A 16061-nucleotide genomic window follows, 5' to 3' on the forward strand; every position below is an offset into this window, starting at 1 on the left:
CCGCCGAGCGTCACGCCAGAGTGACGCTCGCAGTCGACAGCCACGCTGGCGTGACGCTCGGCATCAGGACAGGCGGTACGCGTGGCCCTCAGGGCCCGCGCAGCGTTTCGATGATCGCGCTGAAGTCCTTATCACCGTGGTCTGCGGCGAATTTGGCATAGATCTCGGCGGCATGGGTGCCCAGTGGTGCGATCGAACCAGTGGACGCGACCGCGTCCATCGCCAAGCCCAGGTCCTTGTTCATCAGCGCGGTCGCGAAGCCTGGCTGGAAGTCGTTATTGGCCGGTGACGCCGGAACCGGGCCGGGCACAGGACAATTGGTGTGCACTGCCCAGCAGTTGCCGGTTGCGCCGGTGATGACGTCGAAGAGGGACTGCGCCGACAGGCCGAGCCTCTCGGCCAGCACAAAGGCCTCGCCGATGGCGATCTGCTGCACGGCGAGCACCATGTTGTTGCAGACCTTGGCGGCCTGGCCGGCACCGGCCGCGCCGCAGTGAATGATCTTGCCCGCCATGGGCTCCAGCACCGGCCGCGCGCGCTCGAGTGCCGCTTCGTCGCCGCCGACCATGAACGCCAACGTCCCGGCCACCGCTCCCTTCACTCCGCCGGAAACGGGAGCGTCGAGTTGCGCCATGCCATGTCCTTCTGCCAGCGCGTGCACCTCGCGCGCGTCGTCCACCGAGATGGTGGAGCTGTCGATGAACAACGCACCGGATTGCGCGACCGGCAGCACGTCGGCGTAACAGCGTTTGACGACTTCGCCGTTGGGCAGCATGGTAATCACGACGTCGGCCTCGGCCACCGCTTCCGGGGCGCTGGCGAACACCGCCGCGCCGCGCTCGGCGGCGGTGTCCGCGGCGGCCGGCACCGGGTCGTAGCCACGTACGACATGGCCCGCCGCAAGCAGATTCGCCGACATCGGTCCGCCCATGTGGCCGAGTCCCAGGAAAGCGACCTTCAGCGACAACTCTCGCCCGCCCTTCTATGCGCTGGCTCGAAACCGGGTGGCTTCGGCCCGGCCGATGACCACTCGCATGATCTCGTTGGTCCCTTCCAGGATTCGATGCACCCGCAGATCGCGCACGATCTTCTCCAGACCATACTCGCGCAGGTAGCCGTAGCCACCGTGCAGTTGCAGCGCCTTGTCGGCGACCTCGAAACAGGTGTCGGTGACATAGCGCTTGGCCATCGCGCACAGCTCGACCTTGTCGGCGGCATCCTCGTCGAGGGCATTTGCCGCTCGCCACAGCATCATTCGCGAGGTCTCCAACCCGGTGGCCATGTCGGCCAGCGTGAAGCGCACCGTGGGTTCATCGAGCAGGGCAGAGCCGAACGCCTGGCGCTCCCGCACGTAGGCGCCCGCCTTGTCAAAGGCGGCCTGCGCCCCGCCGAGCGAGCACGCCGCGATATTGAGCCGGCCGCCGTTCAGCCCGTTCATTGCGATGCCGAAACCGGTGCCTTCACCGTCCGAGCCGCCCAGCATGGCGTCCGCCGGTACCCGCACGCCGTCGAGCACGACTTGTGCCGTCGGTTGGGCATGCCAGCCCATCTTCTCCTCAAGCGCGCCGAAACTCAGTCCAGCAGTGCCCTTCTCGACGATGAACGCCGAGATGCCGCGCGGGCCCTCACTTCCGGTGCGGGCCATGACGACATAGACATCGGAGGCGCCCGCGCCGGAGATGAACTGCTTCACGCCGTCGAGGACGTAGTCGGAACCTTGCTTGACCGCGCGGGTACTCAGCGCACTGGCGTCGGAGCCGGCACCCGGCTCGGTCAGGCAGTAGCTGGCGATGACATCCATGGAAGCCAGCCGCGGCACCCACGCCTTGCGCTGTTCGTCGGTGCCAAAGCGGTCGATCATCCAGGCACACATGTTGTGGATCGATAAGAATGCGGCCGTGACGGGGTCGGCGGTGGCCAGCTGCTCGAAAATGCGCACCCCGTCCAGGCGGCGTAGCCCGCTCCCGCCCACGTCGTCGCGGCAGTAGATCGCGGCCATCCCGAGTTCGGCGGCCTCACGCAGCACGTCGGTCGGGAAGTGTTTGGTGGCATCCCATTCCAGGGCGTACGGGGCGATGCGCTTCTCGGCGAACGCTGCGGCCGTCTCGGTGATGACCCGTTCGTCGTCGTTGAGAGTGAACATTGCTTTTCTAATTCATTGTGGGGATGACGAATTCGGCACCGTCTTTGATGCCGGATGGCCAGCGCGAGGTGACGGTCTTGACCTTGGTGTAGAACTGGATCGAGGCTGGGCCGTGCTGGTTGAGGTCGCCGAAACCGGAGCGCTTCCAGCCGCCAAAGGTGTGGTAGGCCACCGGAACCGGAATCGGGACGTTGACGCCGACCATCCCCACCTGCACCCGGGAGACGAAGTCGCGGGCGGTGTCGCCATCGCGAGTGAAAACCGCTACACCGTTACCGTATTCGTGCTCGGACGGCAGGCGCAGGGCCTCTTCATAGTCATGGGCGCGCACGATGCACAGCACCGGGCCGAAGATCTCGTCGGTGTAGATCGACATCTCGGGGGTCACGTGGTCGAACAGCGTGGGACCGATGAAGAATCCACCCTCGAGGTTGGCGTCGCCGAAGGTCAGGTCGTCGCTGGCGCGCTCGCGCCCGTCGATGACGAGCTCCGCTCCGGCGTCCACGCCCTGGGCGATGTAGTCACGGACCCGGGTCAGCGCCGCCTCGGTGACCAGCGGGCCGTAGTCGGCCTTGGGGTCCAGGCTGTGACCGACACGCAAGCCGTTGATCCGCTCAATCAGCCTGGCGCGCAACCGATCCGCGGTCTGCTCGCCGACCGGGACGGCGACGCTGATCGCCATGCAACGTTCACCGGCACTGCCGTAGCCGGCGCCGATAAGGGCGTCGACGGCCTGGTCGAGGTCGGCGTCGGGCATCACGATCATGTGGTTCTTGGCACCCCCGAAACATTGCGACCGCTTGCCGGTAGCCGCCGAGGTGGAGTAGATGTACTGCGCGATGTCCGAGCTACCGACGAAACCCACCGCCTGGATGTCGGGGTGGTGCAGGATCGCGTCGACGGCTTCCTTGTCGCCGTGCACGACCTGGAAAACCCCGGGTGGCAAGCCGGCCTCGGTGAACAGCTCCGCCAACCGCACCGGAACCGACGGGTCCCGCTCACTTGGCTTGAGAATGAATGCGTTTCCGCACGCGAGAGCGGGGCCGGCCTTCCACAGCGGGATCATCGCGGGAAAGTTGAACGGGGTGATGCCCGCCACCACGCCCAACGGCTGGCGCAGCGAGTAGACGTCGATGCCGGGACCGGCACCCTCGGTGTAGTCGCCCTTGAGCAGATGCGGAATGCCGATGCAGAACTCGATCACCTCGATGCCGCGCTGGACGTCACCGCGGGAGTCGGCCACTGTCTTGCCGTGCTCGAGGGACAGTAGCTCGGCCAGCTCGTCGATGTTCTTGTTGACCAGGTCGACGAACCGCATCAGCACCCGGGCACGGCGCTGTGGATTCCATGCTGCCCAGTCCTTTTGGGCCCGCGCTGCGGATGCCACCGCGGCGTCGATGTCGGGCTGGCCGGCCATCGGGACGGCTGCCTGCACCTCGCCGGTGCTGGGATTGAGGACGTCGGCGGTGCGGGTGGACTGGCCGGCGGTGCGCTGCCCATCGATGAAATGCGAAATCTGCGTGGTCATGGTTGTCCCGGAGAAGTGAGGAAGGGTTTTAGGGATACTTGGATATCCTAGTAACTCCGGCGCAGCGCTGCAAGAAACGGGCTTTCTCGCAGGTCAAACAAGAATTATGTCGGCAACGAGTCGAAGACGACTGTCCCGATGCCGGCCGGCAGGTAGGAGTGGTAAATCGGCATCAGCGTGTAGGGGTAGTTCCCGGTATTGAAGAATCCGCCCGCCATCGTGGAGACCGTCGCCCGCGTGGCATTGATGCCCCCGCCCGCTATCTGGTTGTAGATGACGGTATCGCCCACCAGGACAGTGATTCTCGTTCCAGCCGGAAGTGGCTGGCCCGGCGGAATGTTCTGCAGGTCTGCGGGCAGCAGGTTGCTGGGAATCGCGCCGTTGACACCGCCGGTATCGACGACGCTGATGCTCACCGGTTGCACAACGGTGTTGTTGACCATGATCCGCAGCCCGTTGGTGAAGGGTGATCCGGTGACATGGGCAACCTCGGGAAATGGGTTGTTGCCGAACTGGAAGTAATGTCCGGGCTGGTTGACCAGGATGCCGTTGGCCAATACGCCGGGCAGCTGCTGCACGGCAACGGTGGAGAAGGTCGGGTCGTTCACGTTGGTCCCGACCCCGATCAGGCTTTCCGGCCGTACCGGCGTGCCGTTGTAGACCTCGGAGGTGATGACGCCGACGGTCGTCGGCTGGGTCATGATTCCGTTTCCGAAGTTGAGCGCCGCCCTGTAGACGTTGTAGGTAACCACTGTTGAGTCTCCGGGGCTGCCGAAGTTGTAGGTGAGGCCACTTTGGATTGGGGAGCCCAGGGCCGCCAGATCGACGTCCTGTGGGGCGAACAGCAGGGCGTTGGAGCCGGTGTCGACGGTTGCCTGCACAAACGGTCCGCCGTCGACGGAGACCTGCAGCGTCGGGCGGGTGGCGTGCATCGTCAACTGGACGGCGGCCGGTCCGCCGTTGGCGCCGGTGGACCCGGCTTGCCCCAGCAACTGGCCACCGATGCCACCAGAGCCGCCGAGACCGGAGATGACGCCGCCGGTGCCGCCGCCGCCGCCGTTGCCGATCAGGTGTCCGCCGTTGCCGCCCAGTCCGCCGTTGGCGAAGGCGCCACCCGTGCCGCCGGTGCCGCCGTCGCCGAACCATTGCGCGCTGCCGCCGGTGCCACCCATTCCGTAGGGCCCGCCGGTGCCGCCGGCACCGCCGTTGCCCCACAGCAGGCCACCAATGCCCCCGGTCCCGCCGGTTCCGCCCGGAAGAACGGTGCCGACGGGGTTGTACATGAACGTCCCGCCCTGGCCGCCGGCCCCGCCGTCACCGAAGAACAGTGCATTGCCGCCGGCGCCACCTGTGCCGGTCCAGCCGCCGAGTCCGCCGGTTCCGCCGTTGCCCCACAACAATCCGCCGGTGCCGCCGGTCCCGCCGGCCGCGCCGAGCCCACCCATCCCGCCCGTGCCGCCGCTGCCGATCAATCCGGCCGGGCCGCCGGCGCCGCCCACCACCCCGTCGGTGACGCTGGCGCCGCCACGACCGCCGTTACCCCACAGGATGCCGCCCGCGCCGCCACCCGTTCCGATGCCGGTCGCGGTGGTGATGCCGTCGGCGCCGTCGCCGATCAGCGGCCGCCCCAGCAGCGTGTTGGTCGGCGCATTGATAAGCGCCAGTACCTCTTCCTCAAGGGTTTGCAGCGGGCTCGCGTTGGCCGCCTCGGCCGCTGCGTAGGCACGCACACCCGCGTTGAGCGCTTCCACCAGTTGGCTGTGAAACGCCGCAGCCTGGGTGCTCAGCGCCTGATAGACCGTCCCCTGCTGGGCGAACAGTGCCGCGATCGCCGCCGACACCTCATCGGCGGCGGCTGCTGCGATGGCGGTCGTGGGAGCGGCCGCAGCCGTGTGCGCGGAACGGATCGTCGCGCCCAAGTTTTCCAGGCTCGTCGCCGCGTCCGCCACCGACGCCGGCACCACGGTCACGAAAGACATCGGCCCACCCCGTCGTGATCATCCGGTCGCGGCCCGACCGGCAACCATCGGATGGTAGCTAGTCGATTCACCAAAAATAGTGATTTCGACGGCAACTCGCGTGGCTACGGGCAGGTCGCGTCGACTTCGAAGGTCTTGCTGACCTGTTGTCCGGCGTTGTCGACACCGGTGGCTGTGCCGGTGATCTGATAGCCCTTGCCATTCTTGGTTGCCTTGGCGCTGTTTCCGGGAGCGCCCTCGGTGAAGCTGAGCACCACACCGTCGACGGTGCCCAGACCGGCGCTGTGTACCGCCGATGCGTCCTGCTCGAGCCCGACGATGACACCCGTCATCATGTCACCGATCGCGATGGAGAACCTGCCCTGGTTGGTGTCGCACACCACCGGCCCGCTGACATTCTGCGGCTGGCCGCCGATGATAACGCGGGTCTCGCCGGCGGCCGCCGGGGTGGCGCTCGCCGGCGCAGGGCTGGAACTGACGGCCGCGCTGGCGGACGCCGCGCCGGACGACGAAGGGGCCGAGGATTTTTCGTCATTAGAACACCCGGCCATACCGGCCACCAGAGTCGCCGCACCAACGGCAATCAACAGATCACGCTTCACCGAATTCTCCTTGCCCGAGGTTTTTCACTCCGCTGCGTAGCGGACGTGCCTTGCAGTATCTACGGTCAAGGAACTGTCGTACAGATGTCTATTTAATTCCCGCGGAGCTCGGCGATGAACTGCCGCGTCTCCTCCCAGGTGGGCAGCAGGCCGGACTCCTGGACCTCTGCGAAGCTGGGGGCGGCGGCATCGCGATCGGACAAGGTGGGTGCGACGCCGTTGACCAGCGGCCAGTCGATGGCCAGGTCCGGGTCCGTGGCGGCGATGGTGTGTTCGCGCTGCGGGTTGTACTCCGCCGAACAGAGGTACATCACGGTCGAATTATCCTGCAGCGCAAGGAAAGCGTGCCCAAGGCCTTCGGATACGTAAATGGTCCGGCGATCCTTATCGTCGAGCAGGACCGCGTCCCACTGCCCGAATGTCGGTGAGCCAACCCGAATATCGACCACCACGTCGAACACCGAGCCGAACAGGCAGGAGACATACTTGGCTTGGCTCGGCGGCACCTGGGCGAAGTGCAGCCCGCGCAACACACCCGCCGAGGACGTCGAGCAGTTCGCCTGACGCAAGTCGAACCGGTGACCGGCGAAACCACTGAACCCGCGGTCTGTGAACCATTCGAAGAAGACGCCGCGCGAGTCGCCATGAATGGTCGGGGTGATCTCCCAGGCGCCAGGAATCTTGAGTTCGCGTACTTTCATGTCACTGACCGCGTTCCTCGTAGCGCGCTTCGGCGGCGTCCTTCAATGGGCGCCACCATGATTCGTTCTCCCGATACCAGTCGATGGTCGCCCGCAGCCCCGTCTTCGAAATTGGTGTGCTTTGGCGCCCAACCCAATTCGCGGTAGAGCAGGGACGGGTCGATCGCGTAGCGCAGATCGTGACCGACGCGGTCGGTGACGTGATCGAAGTCATCGGGTTCGCGCCCCATCAACCGCAGCAGTGTGCGTAGCACACTCAGGTTGTCGCGTTCGCCCTCGGAACTGATCAGGTAGGTCTTGCCGATCTCGCCCTTTTCCAGGATTCGCCGCACCGCGCTGTTGTGATCTTCCACGTGGATCCAGTCGCGGACGTTGTGGCCACTGCCGTACAGCTTGGGCCGGCGGCCGGTGAGCACGTTGGTGATCTGGCGCGGGATGAACTTCTCGATGTGCTGATACGGCCCGTAGTTGTTGGAACAGTTGGACAGCGTCGCTTGCACGCCGTAGGAACGCACCCACGCCCGGACCAGCATGTCGCTGCCCGCCTTGGTCGCCGAGTACGGACTCGATGGGTTGTACGGCGTGGACTCGGTGAACCGCTGTGGGTCATCGAGCTCCAAATCCCCGTAGACCTCGTCGGTGGAGATGTGGTGCAGCCGCACACCGTGTCGCCGTACCGCTTCCAAGATGGTGAACGTGCCGACCACGTTGGTGTGCAGGAACGGTTCCGGGTCGTCGAGTGCGTTGTCGACGTGGGACTCGGCGGCGAAATGTACGACGGCGTCGCACTCCGCGACCAACCGGTTCACCAGGTCGGCGTCGCATATGTCGCCTTCGACCAGCCGGATGGCGTCTGCAACGTCGGCCAGCGACTCCCGCCGGCCCGCATAGGTCATGGCGTCGATGACGGTCACCGCGTCCTCGGGATATTCGCGCACCGCGCTGTGCACGAAATTCGCGCCGATGAAACCCGCCCCGCCGGTGACTAGCAGCCGCATGGGGGCAACCCTAACGGGTGAGGTCCAGCGATCCTGCCAGTTCGCCGAGTACCGAGGTGAGCTGCTCGGGCTGCGCGGCGCCCAGTACCTGGATGGCGACATGGTCGGCACCGGCGTCCAAGTGTTCGTGCAGGCGTCGCGCGATCGCGTCCGGAGTGCCGTAGGCGACCAGGGCGTCGATCAGCCGGTCGCTGCCAGGCTTTCGCACGTCCTCGTCGGTGAAGCCCAGTCGAAGCCAGTTGTTCACGTAGTTGCTCAGGCCCAGGTAGAAGTCGACGAACTTGCGTCCGATCGCCCGGGCCTCCTCGGCGTCGGTGGTGAGCACGACCTTGTGTTCGGGCGCTAAGAAGACGGTGTTTCCCACCAGCTGACGCGCCCGGCCGGTGTGCTCGGGTGTGGTCAGGTACGGGTGGGCGCCCGCGCTGCGTTGAGCTGCCAGGCGCAGCACCCGCGGTCCGAGCGCGGCCAGCACCCGGCGGCTGTTCGGCACCATCGCGTTGTCGAGGACGTCGAGGTAGGACACCAGCGCGTCGTACGGCTTCTGGTACTGCTGCGTGTGCTCGGGATGGCCCACGCCGACCCCGAGGACGAACCGGCCCGGATGGGCGGTTTCGATGCGGTGAAACGAGGCGGCGGCGGCCTTGGCCGGTGCCGCCCAGATGTTCACGATCCCGGTGGCCAGCTGCAGCCGGTCGGTCTGTGCCAGCGCGGGTTCGACCCACGCCAAGTCGGCGTCGGGCGACGCGCCGATCCAGGCGGCGCCATAACCGAGGGATTCGATTTCCTCGGCCAACTCCGGCGCGATCGACCGGCTGCCCAGCCAGACGCCGAACCGTCCCAGGTCGGGTTTGAGTGAAACTGCGTCAGTCACTTGCCCACCTATACCCGTCTTTCACAGACCTAGCGCCTTGGCCAGTTCGGCCAATGCCGGCACCAGATCCTCGTTGCGGGTCAGCACCTGCACCGGGACGTGGTCGGCCCCCGCGTCGAGGTGCTCGCGCAGCCGCGCGGCGATGGCGTCGGTGGTTCCGTAGGCGACGACCGCGTCCACAAGTCGGTCGCTGCCCGGTTTGGCGACGTCCTCGTCGGTGAAGCCCAGCCGCTTCCAGCTGTTGAGGTAGTTGGCGAGGTTGAGATAGATGTCGAGGGCCTTGCGGCCCACGGCACGGGCTTTCTCGGCGTCGGTGGTCAGCACCACCTTGTGCTCGGGAGCCAGAAACGCCGACGGCCCGATCAATTCCCGGGCCTGCGCCGTGTGTTCCGGCGTGGTCAGGTACGGGTGGGCCCCGGCCGCGCGCTGCGCGGAGAGTTTGAGGACCCGCGGGCCCAACGCCGCCACCACCCGGCGGTTGGCCGGCACGCCGTGCTGGTCAAGCTGGTCGAGGTACTCCACCAGCGCGTCGTAGGGCTTGCGGTACTGGGCGTGCGCCTCGGGATGGCCCACGCCGATTCCGAGCAGGAAGCGCCCGGGGTAGGCCCGGTCGATCCGGTGGAACGATTCGGCGACCGGACCAGCCGCCGCGGTCCAGATGTTGACGATGCCGGTGGCCACCTGCAAGGTGGTCGTCGCCGCCAGGATCGGTTCGACCCAGTCCAGCTCGGCGGGCGGTGAGCCGCCCACCCAGACCGCCCCGTAACCCAAGGCTTCGATCTCCTTGGCCTGCTGGGGAGTGACGCCGCGGCCGAACGATCCGAACCGGCCTAGATCGGGCTTGCTGGGGGCTGAACCTGCCTGGGAATCGGTCATGGTTGGTCTAACCGGCAGGCCGGGCGGCGCTATTCCGCGCAGAGCGAACCGGGCGATTTTGCGTCCGGAGCGACGGTGCGGGTATCGTGGACCAACGGTGCGGCGTCCGTGCCGGCTCTTCGCGTGCCCTGTCTGAAATTTCTAATCGGAATTTCCATCACCGGCCCACGGTTTGTAGTCCGGACGAATGCTGCGCCCAACCAGGAGCACGGACAACAAGGTAGAGGATCGCCGAAAAGTAATGGCCAAGAAGGACGGTGCCATCGAGGTCGAGGGCCGCGTGGTCGAGCCCCTGCCCAATGCGATGTTTCGCATTGAGCTGGAGAACGGCCATAAGGTGCTCGCCCACATCAGCGGCAAGATGCGGCAGCACTACATCCGCATCCTGCCCGAGGACCGCGTGGTAGTGGAGTTGTCTCCCTACGACCTGTCCCGGGGCCGCATTGTGTACCGGTACAAGTAACGAACCACCCCCAAGACCAGAGAACAGGACCGAGACTGCCGTGAAGGTGAACCCGAGCGTCAAGCCGATCTGTGACAAGTGCAGGGTGATCCGTCGGCACGGACGGGTCATGGTGATCTGCTCCGACCCGCGCCACAAGCAGCGGCAGGGTTAGGTCAGGGCTAGTCCTCTTTGGGCGCCCGCACACAACTGAATGCAGACCTCCCAGTACCAGTGAGCGGATACGCCGCTCACCTACGCCCGGACGGAGGCCGGGCCCTCGCCAACAGGTGAGGAACGGACTGGGAAAAGACCTCCGCTGAGAAAGAGGAAACGCCACCTATGGCTCGACTAGTAGGCGTCGATCTCCCGCGTGACAAGCGGATGGAGATCGCGCTGACCTATATCTTCGGCATCGGCCGTACCCGCTCGAACGAGATTCTGGCGGCCACCGGCATCGACAAGGATCTGCGCACCAAGGATCTGACCGATGACCAGCTCACCCACTTGCGCGACTACATCGAAGCGAACCTGAAGGTCGAGGGTGACCTGCGTCGTGAGGTGCAGGCCGACATTCGTCGCAAGATCGAGATCGGCTGCTACCAGGGCCTGCGGCACCGCCGCGGACTGCCGGTGCGCGGCCAGCGGACCAAGACCAACGCGCGGACCCGCAAAGGCCCCAAGCGCACCATCGCAGGCAAGAAGAAGGCCAGGTAACCGATGCCACCGAAGAAAGCATCCGCCGGCGGTCCCAAGAAGGGGCAGAAGACCCGCCGCAGGGAAAAGAAGAACGTTCCGCACGGTGCCGCCCACATCAAGAGCACCTTCAACAACACGATCGTGACGATCACCGACCCCCAGGGCAACGTCATCGCCTGGGCGTCGTCGGGTCACGTCGGCTTCAAGGGCTCGCGGAAGTCGACGCCGTTCGCCGCGCAGCTGGCCGCGGAGAACGCCGCCCGCAAAGCTCAGGAGCACGGGGTGCGCAAGGTCGACGTGTTCGTCAAGGGCCCGGGCTCGGGCCGCGAGACCGCGATCCGTTCGCTGCAGGCGGCCGGCCTGGAGGTCGGTGCGATTTCCGACGTCACGCCGCAGCCGCACAACGGCGTCCGCCCGCCCAAGCGTCGGCGCGTCTAGGAGGGTTGAACTGATATGGCTCGTTACACCGGACCCATCACCCGCAAGTCGCGCCGGTTGGGCACCGACCTCGTCGGCGGCGACCAGTCCTTCGAGAAGCGGCCCTACCCGCCCGGCCAGCACGGCCGGGCGCGGATCAAGGAGAGCGAATACCGTCAGCAGCTACAGGAGAAGCAGAAGGCTCGCTTCACCTACGGCGTGATGGAGAAGCAGTTCCGTCGCTACTACGAAGAGGCATCGCGCCAATCCGGCAAGACCGGTGAGGAGCTGCTGCGCATCCTGGAGAGCCGGCTGGACAACGTGGTGTACCGCGCGGGTCTCGCGCGTACCCGACGGATGGCCCGCCAGCTGGTCACCCACGGCCACTTCTCGGTCAACGGCGTACGCGTCGACGTCCCGAGCTACCGGGTGTCGCAGTACGACATCATCGATGTGCGCGACAAGTCGCTGAACACGGTGCCGTTCCAGATCGCGCGGGAGACCGCGGGCGACCGCCCGATCCCGAGCTGGCTGCAGGTGGTGGGGGAGCGGCAGCGCATCCTGATCCACCAGCTGCCCGACCGTGCGCAGATCGACGTCCCGCTCACCGAGCAGCTGATCGTCGAGTACTACTCGAAGTAACAGACTTCCGGCGCTGCGACCGCAGCGGCGGACACCTAACGGCATCAAATAGCGGGTGCCGAGAAGGAGAAGAAGAAACACCATGCTGATTTCTCAGCGGCCCACCCTGTCCGAGGACATCCTCAACGACAACCGGTCCCAGTTCGTCATCGAACCGCTGGAGCCCGGATTCGGCTACACCCTGGGCAATTCGCTGCGTCGCACGCTGCTCTCGTCGATCCCCGGCGCGGCGGTGACCAGCATTCGCATCGACGGCGTGCTGCACGAATTCACCACCGTGCCCGGCGTCAAGGAAGACGTCACCGACATCATCCTGAACCTCAAGGGTCTGGTCGTGTCCTCTGAGGAGGACGAGCCGGTCACCATGTACCTGCGCAAGCAGGGCCCGGGTGAGGTCACCGCGGGCGACATCGTGCCGCCGGCCGGTGTCACGGTGCACAACCCGTCCATGCACATCGCGACCCTGAACGACAAGGGCAAGCTCGAGGTGGAGCTCGTCGTCGAGCGTGGCCGCGGTTATGTCCCGGCCGTGCAGAACCGGGCCTCCGGTGCCGAGATCGGCCGCATCCCAGTCGATTCCATCTACTCGCCGGTGCTCAAGGTCACCTACAAGGTGGACGCGACCCGTGTCGAGCAGCGCACCGACTTCGACAAGCTGATCCTGGACGTGGAGACCAAGAGCTCGATCACGCCGCGCGACGCGCTGGCTTCGGCCGGTAAGACGCTGGTCGAATTGTTCGGCCTGGCACGCGAACTCAACGTCGAGGCCGAGGGCATCGAGATCGGGCCGTCGCCGGCCGAGGCGGACCACATCGCGTCGTTCGCGCTGCCGATCGACGACCTGGACCTGACCGTGCGGTCCTACAACTGCCTCAAGCGCGAAGGCGTGCACACCGTCGGCGAACTGGTCTCGCGCACCGAGTCCGACCTGCTCGACATCCGCAACTTCGGTCAGAAGTCCATCGACGAGGTCAAGGTCAAGCTGCACCAGCTGGGTCTGTCGCTCAAGGACAGCCCGCCGAGCTTCGACCCGTCCGAGGTCGCCGGTTACGACGTGGCCACCGGTACCTGGTCCACCGAGAGTGCGTACGACGACCAGGACTACGCCGAAACCGAGCAGCTCTAAGCTCCAAGCAAATCCGTCCCGGTCCTACCTGATACGGGGACCGGCCCCATTTAGGAGAAGTCGCAATGCCCAAGCCCACCAAGGGCCCCCGCCTCGGCGGGTCGTCTGCGCACCAGAAGGCGATCTTGGCCAACCTGGCTACCTCGTTGTTCGAGCACGGCCGGATCAAGACCACCGAGCCCAAGGCCAGGGCATTGCGGCCGTACGCGGAGAAGCTGATCACCCACGCCAAGAAGGGCACGCTGCACAACCGCCGCGAGGTGCTCAAGAAGATCCGGGACAAGGACGTGGTGCACACGTTGTTCGCGGAGATCGGGCCCTTCTTCTCCGACCGCGACGGCGGCTACACCCGCATCATCAAGGTCGAGCCGCGCAAGGGTGACAACGCTCCGATGGCCGTCATCGAACTGGTGCGGGAGAAGACGGTGACGTCCGAAGCCGACCGGGCGCGGCGGGTGCAGGCCTCGAAGAAGGCGGCGCCCGAAGCGGCGGCCGCGGCACCGCAGGCCGCCGTTGAGCCGGAAGCGGTGGACGATTCGGCCGCCGACGAGGCTGCGACCGACACCGAAGCCACTCCGGAGGCTGCGGCTGCGACGCCGCAGGCGGGCGTCGAGAGCGACACCGAAGCCAGCGAAGGTGCCACCGAGGGCACCGACGAGGCCAGCGCAGAAGCCGCCGACGAGGCCGCTGACGAGGCACCCGAGAATTAGCGAAGTCGTCCGTCTGCGGTTCGACATCGCTTACGACGGAACGGATTTTGCGGGTTGGGCGGCGCAAGCGGGTTTGCGCACGGTCGCCGGTGTGCTCGATGAGGCACTGACGACCGTGTTCCGCGCGCCGGTGCGGCTGCGCGCGGCGGGCCGCACCGACACGGGTGTGCACGCCACCGGGCAGGTGGCGCACGCCGATGTGCCGGCCGATGCCGTGTCGAATGCCTACTCGCGGTCTACCCGTCGCGAGGATCCGGAGTTCCTCTCGCTGGTGCGTCGGCTGGGCAGGTTCCTGCCCGCCGACGTCCGGGTGCTGGACATCGCCCGGGCGCCGGCCGGTTTCGACGCACGGTTCTCGGCGTTGCGCCGCCATTACGTCTACCAGCTGTCGACCGCGCCGTACGGGGTGGTGCCACAGCGGGCACGGTTCGTCACCGCCTGGCCGCGCCCGTTGGACGTGGACGCCATGACCGTCGCGGCTCGAGAATTGTTGGGGCTACACGATTTCGCCGCCTTCTGCCGTCGTCGCGAAGGCGCCACCACAATCCGGGAACTGCAGCGGCTGGACTTCTCCCGCGACGGTGACCTGATCACGGCACACGTCAGCGCCGACGCGTTTTGCTGGTCGATGGTGCGATCGCTGATGGGGGCGCTACTGGCCGTCGGCGAACACCGGCGCACACCGTCGTGGTGCCGCCAATTACTCGGCGCGACAGAGCGATCCAGCGATTTCGCGGCCGCACCGCCACAGGGACTGACGCTGGTTGCGGTGGACTATCCGCCCGACGATGAACTCGGTGCCCGTACGCTGATCACCCGCGACATCCGTTCGCCCCGTTAGAGTTTACCGGCGACGAAACTTGCGGCCTGGTTGGTCAGGCCGGGCACATACCCGGTGTGTGCCTTCCACTGGTTGCCGTCCGAGCAGATCGGGTCGCCCTCATTACACAGGTCGACGATCTTGCCGTCGAACTGGAAACTCAGTGCGTTCATCAGTCCGCCGGCTCGTCCCGAGGGGTTGCCGAACAGGGCCACCGCGGCGACGTGCTCGGCGGCATCGGACGGCAGCGGCTGGGTGAAGCCGAGGCCGGGTAGCGGTGCGGCGGTGACGATGTCGATCACCGCGGCGCCTTGAGAGTATCCGCCCAGAATGAGCTTGGTGCCCGGGCAGTTGTTGACCATCTGCTGCACGTGGTCGCTGGCATCGTTGGCGCCGTCGGTGGCGGCGAGAAAGTCCTTATTCGCCGGATAGTTCACCCCGTAGGCGCCGATGTTCTTGCCCGTCTTCTGTCGGAGCGATCCGACCAGCGCATTGCCCACCCGGCCCAGACCCGGCGGTTCACCGGTTCCGCGCGCGAAGACCACTTCGGCGTCCGGGCAGGACGCGTGGGCCGGCGGCGCCAGCGGCGGGGCAACCAACAGCGCGGCGGCCGCGAGTGCGGCGGCCGCGAGTGTGGCGATGCGGGGTCGCTTGCAGCCCAAGGGGTTCAGCCTCATGGACCGAAATAGTAGGGGCTACCGGACCCGTGTCAGCGCACCTGCACCACCGGCGCGGTGGCCGGTGCGCCGGGTACCTGCGGCACCGAGCCCGGAGGTACCAGCGGCAGCTGCGGAAGGGGCAGCTGGCCGGGCATGTGCGGGACGCCGTTCATCAGCTTGGGTGCCACGAAGGCGGCGCCCTGCGTGGTGTAGGTCGGGACGTAGCCTTCGGTGTGGCCGGTCCACTCGTTCCCGGCCCCGGCGTGGCAGATCGGGTCGGTGGGGTTGCAGTAGTCCACGGCCTTGGCGCCCAGCAGCGCACTCTTGGTCGGAAGCGACCCGCCGGCACGATCGGCGATGTCGCCGAACGTCACGACCGCCGCGATGTTGCCGGCGTATTCGGGCGGCAGCGAGCTGCCGAAGCTGATGCCGCCGATCGGCACACCGGCCACGATGTCCATCACCGAGGCGCCCTGTGAGTAACCACCCAGGACAATCTTGGTGTTCGGACAGGACGACGCCATTTTCTTGACGTGCGAAATCGTGTCGTTGGCACCGTCGCCGCCGTGTAGCTGCAACTTGCTGGCCGCATAGTTCACCGCATAGGTGTCGATGTTGACTCCGGGCGCCTGCTGGCGCAGCGAGTCGACGAACGCATCGCCCACCCGGCCCAGGCCGGGCGGCTCGTTGGTCCCTCTGGCGAAGACGACCTCGGCATCCGGGCAGTCGTCGGCGGACGCCGACGGGGTTGCGCCGAGCGGGTTGACCAGCAGAACAGTGGCCGCCACAGCGGCGGCGCCCACACCGGCCCGACCGGCTAGGCGGATGATGGGGTCTTTACGCACCTG

Annotated in this window: 18 protein-coding genes and 1 pseudogene; 8 read left to right on the forward strand and 11 right to left on the reverse strand. The window is 66.5% G+C overall.

Annotated elements, in window-relative coordinates:
- Positions 1 to 88 precede the first annotated feature (88 nt).
- The 9 genes and pseudogenes from mmsB to BN972_RS03200 all read right to left on the reverse strand — a co-directional run bounded on the left by mmsB (position 89) and on the right by BN972_RS03200 (position 9698).
- The gene (gene mmsB / locus BN972_RS03160; RefSeq protein WP_080696778.1) at positions 89 to 961 is read right to left on the reverse strand and encodes a 3-hydroxyisobutyrate dehydrogenase; all 873 of its coding nucleotides are present in this window, start codon (positions 959 to 961) and stop codon (positions 89 to 91) included.
- Between the two features lie 21 nt (positions 962 to 982).
- A complete protein-coding gene (locus BN972_RS03165; RefSeq protein ID WP_036352807.1) occupies positions 983 to 2143 on the reverse strand; it encodes an isobutyryl-CoA dehydrogenase in 1161 nt (386 codons plus the stop codon).
- A 7-nt stretch (positions 2144 to 2150) separates the two neighbouring features.
- On the reverse strand, positions 2151 to 3671 hold the full coding sequence (locus tag BN972_RS03170; RefSeq protein ID WP_036352811.1) for a CoA-acylating methylmalonate-semialdehyde dehydrogenase: 1521 nt from the start codon (positions 3669 to 3671) through the stop codon (positions 2151 to 2153).
- A gap of 104 nt (positions 3672 to 3775) precedes the next feature.
- Positions 3776 to 5650 (reverse strand): PecA family PE domain-processing aspartic protease, encoded by a 1875-nt coding sequence (locus tag BN972_RS27550; RefSeq protein WP_051544998.1) that lies wholly within the window; start codon positions 5648 to 5650, stop codon positions 3776 to 3778.
- A gap of 104 nt (positions 5651 to 5754) precedes the next feature.
- Positions 5755 to 6252 (reverse strand): lipoprotein LpqH, encoded by a 498-nt coding sequence (locus BN972_RS03180; RefSeq protein WP_036352815.1) that lies wholly within the window; start codon positions 6250 to 6252, stop codon positions 5755 to 5757.
- 92 nt (positions 6253 to 6344) lie between these two features.
- The gene (gene rfbC, locus BN972_RS03185) at positions 6345 to 6953 is read right to left on the reverse strand and encodes a dTDP-4-dehydrorhamnose 3,5-epimerase (RefSeq protein ID WP_036352817.1); all 609 of its coding nucleotides are present in this window, start codon (positions 6951 to 6953) and stop codon (positions 6345 to 6347) included.
- Between the two features lies 1 nt (position 6954).
- Positions 6955 to 7951, reverse strand: a pseudogene (gene rfbB, locus BN972_RS03190) (dTDP-glucose 4,6-dehydratase).
- A 10-nt stretch (positions 7952 to 7961) separates the two neighbouring features.
- Positions 7962 to 8822, reverse strand: coding sequence for an LLM class F420-dependent oxidoreductase (locus BN972_RS03195; RefSeq protein WP_036352820.1), 861 nt, complete (start codon positions 8820 to 8822; stop codon positions 7962 to 7964).
- Between the two features lie 21 nt (positions 8823 to 8843).
- Positions 8844 to 9698: an LLM class F420-dependent oxidoreductase gene (locus tag BN972_RS03200; RefSeq protein WP_036352823.1), complete on the reverse strand. Its 855-nt coding sequence runs from the start codon at positions 9696 to 9698 to the stop codon at positions 8844 to 8846.
- Between the two features lie 241 nt (positions 9699 to 9939).
- Between BN972_RS03200 and infA the strand changes: the two genes are divergently transcribed.
- From infA to truA, 8 genes are all read left to right on the forward strand, one after another.
- Positions 9940 to 10161 carry a translation initiation factor IF-1 gene (gene infA / locus BN972_RS03205; RefSeq protein WP_003418601.1) on the forward strand — a complete coding sequence of 74 codons (222 nt, stop codon included), beginning with the start codon at positions 9940 to 9942 and terminating at the stop codon, positions 10159 to 10161.
- Between the two features lie 40 nt (positions 10162 to 10201).
- Positions 10202 to 10315 (forward strand): 50S ribosomal protein L36, encoded by a 114-nt coding sequence (gene rpmJ / locus BN972_RS28030; protein ID WP_003879483.1) that lies wholly within the window; start codon positions 10202 to 10204, stop codon positions 10313 to 10315.
- A gap of 167 nt (positions 10316 to 10482) precedes the next feature.
- A complete protein-coding gene (gene rpsM, locus BN972_RS03210) occupies positions 10483 to 10857 on the forward strand; it encodes a 30S ribosomal protein S13 (RefSeq protein WP_036352829.1) in 375 nt (124 codons plus the stop codon).
- Between the two features lie 3 nt (positions 10858 to 10860).
- Positions 10861 to 11277 carry a 30S ribosomal protein S11 gene (rpsK, locus tag BN972_RS03215; RefSeq protein ID WP_036352831.1) on the forward strand — a complete coding sequence of 139 codons (417 nt, stop codon included), beginning with the start codon at positions 10861 to 10863 and terminating at the stop codon, positions 11275 to 11277.
- Positions 11278 to 11292: 15 nt separating this feature from the next.
- Positions 11293 to 11898 (forward strand): 30S ribosomal protein S4, encoded by a 606-nt coding sequence (gene rpsD, locus BN972_RS03220; RefSeq protein WP_036352834.1) that lies wholly within the window; start codon positions 11293 to 11295, stop codon positions 11896 to 11898.
- An 82-nt stretch (positions 11899 to 11980) separates the two neighbouring features.
- Positions 11981 to 13024, forward strand: a complete 1044-nt coding sequence (locus BN972_RS03225; RefSeq protein ID WP_036352837.1) for a DNA-directed RNA polymerase subunit alpha — start codon at positions 11981 to 11983, stop codon at positions 13022 to 13024.
- A 65-nt stretch (positions 13025 to 13089) separates the two neighbouring features.
- Positions 13090 to 13734, forward strand: a complete 645-nt coding sequence (gene rplQ / locus BN972_RS03230; protein WP_036352840.1) for a 50S ribosomal protein L17 — start codon at positions 13090 to 13092, stop codon at positions 13732 to 13734.
- Positions 13712 to 14575: a tRNA pseudouridine(38-40) synthase TruA gene (gene truA, locus BN972_RS03235; protein WP_051545254.1), complete on the forward strand. Its 864-nt coding sequence runs from the start codon at positions 13712 to 13714 to the stop codon at positions 14573 to 14575. Before rplQ ends, truA begins: the two co-directional genes overlap by 23 nt.
- On the opposite strand, the gene BN972_RS03240 is transcribed toward truA, so the two are convergent.
- A complete protein-coding gene (locus tag BN972_RS03240) occupies positions 14572 to 15231 on the reverse strand; it encodes a cutinase family protein (protein ID WP_036352846.1) in 660 nt (219 codons plus the stop codon). The two genes, truA and BN972_RS03240, sit on opposite strands and share 4 nt — an antisense overlap.
- Before the next feature lie 32 nt (positions 15232 to 15263).
- Positions 15264 to 16058, reverse strand: a complete 795-nt coding sequence (locus tag BN972_RS03245) for a cutinase family protein (protein WP_036356388.1) — start codon at positions 16056 to 16058, stop codon at positions 15264 to 15266.
- Positions 16059 to 16061: the final 3 nt, after the last annotated feature.

The organism is Mycobacterium asiaticum DSM 44297 (genome assembly GCF_000613245.1).
GTDB classification, from domain to species: Bacteria; Actinomycetota; Actinomycetes; order Mycobacteriales; family Mycobacteriaceae; genus Mycobacterium; species Mycobacterium asiaticum.

Excerpts from the sequence above, each read along its gene's own strand:
- BN972_RS03165 (WP_036352807.1), bottom strand. The coding sequence starts at position 2,143 with ATGTTCACTCTCAACGACGACGAACGGGTCATCACCGAGACGGCCGCA.
- BN972_RS03170 (WP_036352811.1), bottom strand. The coding sequence starts at position 3,671 with ATGACCACGCAGATTTCGCATTTCATCGATGGGCAGCGCACCGCCGGC.
- BN972_RS27550 (WP_051544998.1), bottom strand. The coding sequence starts at position 5,650 with ATGTCTTTCGTGACCGTGGTGCCGGCGTCGGTGGCGGACGCGGCGACG.
- rfbC (WP_036352817.1), bottom strand. The coding sequence starts at position 6,953 with ATGAAAGTACGCGAACTCAAGATTCCTGGCGCCTGGGAGATCACCCCG.
- BN972_RS03200 (WP_036352823.1), bottom strand. The coding sequence starts at position 9,698 with ATGACCGATTCCCAGGCAGGTTCAGCCCCCAGCAAGCCCGATCTAGGC.
- infA (WP_003418601.1), top strand. The coding sequence starts at position 9,940 with ATGGCCAAGAAGGACGGTGCCATCGAGGTCGAGGGCCGCGTGGTCGAG.
- rpsM (WP_036352829.1), top strand. The coding sequence starts at position 10,483 with ATGGCTCGACTAGTAGGCGTCGATCTCCCGCGTGACAAGCGGATGGAG.
- rpsK (WP_036352831.1), top strand. The coding sequence starts at position 10,861 with ATGCCACCGAAGAAAGCATCCGCCGGCGGTCCCAAGAAGGGGCAGAAG.
- rpsD (WP_036352834.1), top strand. The coding sequence starts at position 11,293 with ATGGCTCGTTACACCGGACCCATCACCCGCAAGTCGCGCCGGTTGGGC.
- BN972_RS03225 (WP_036352837.1), top strand. The coding sequence starts at position 11,981 with ATGCTGATTTCTCAGCGGCCCACCCTGTCCGAGGACATCCTCAACGAC.
- rplQ (WP_036352840.1), top strand. The coding sequence starts at position 13,090 with ATGCCCAAGCCCACCAAGGGCCCCCGCCTCGGCGGGTCGTCTGCGCAC.
- BN972_RS03240 (WP_036352846.1), bottom strand. The coding sequence starts at position 15,231 with ATGAGGCTGAACCCCTTGGGCTGCAAGCGACCCCGCATCGCCACACTC.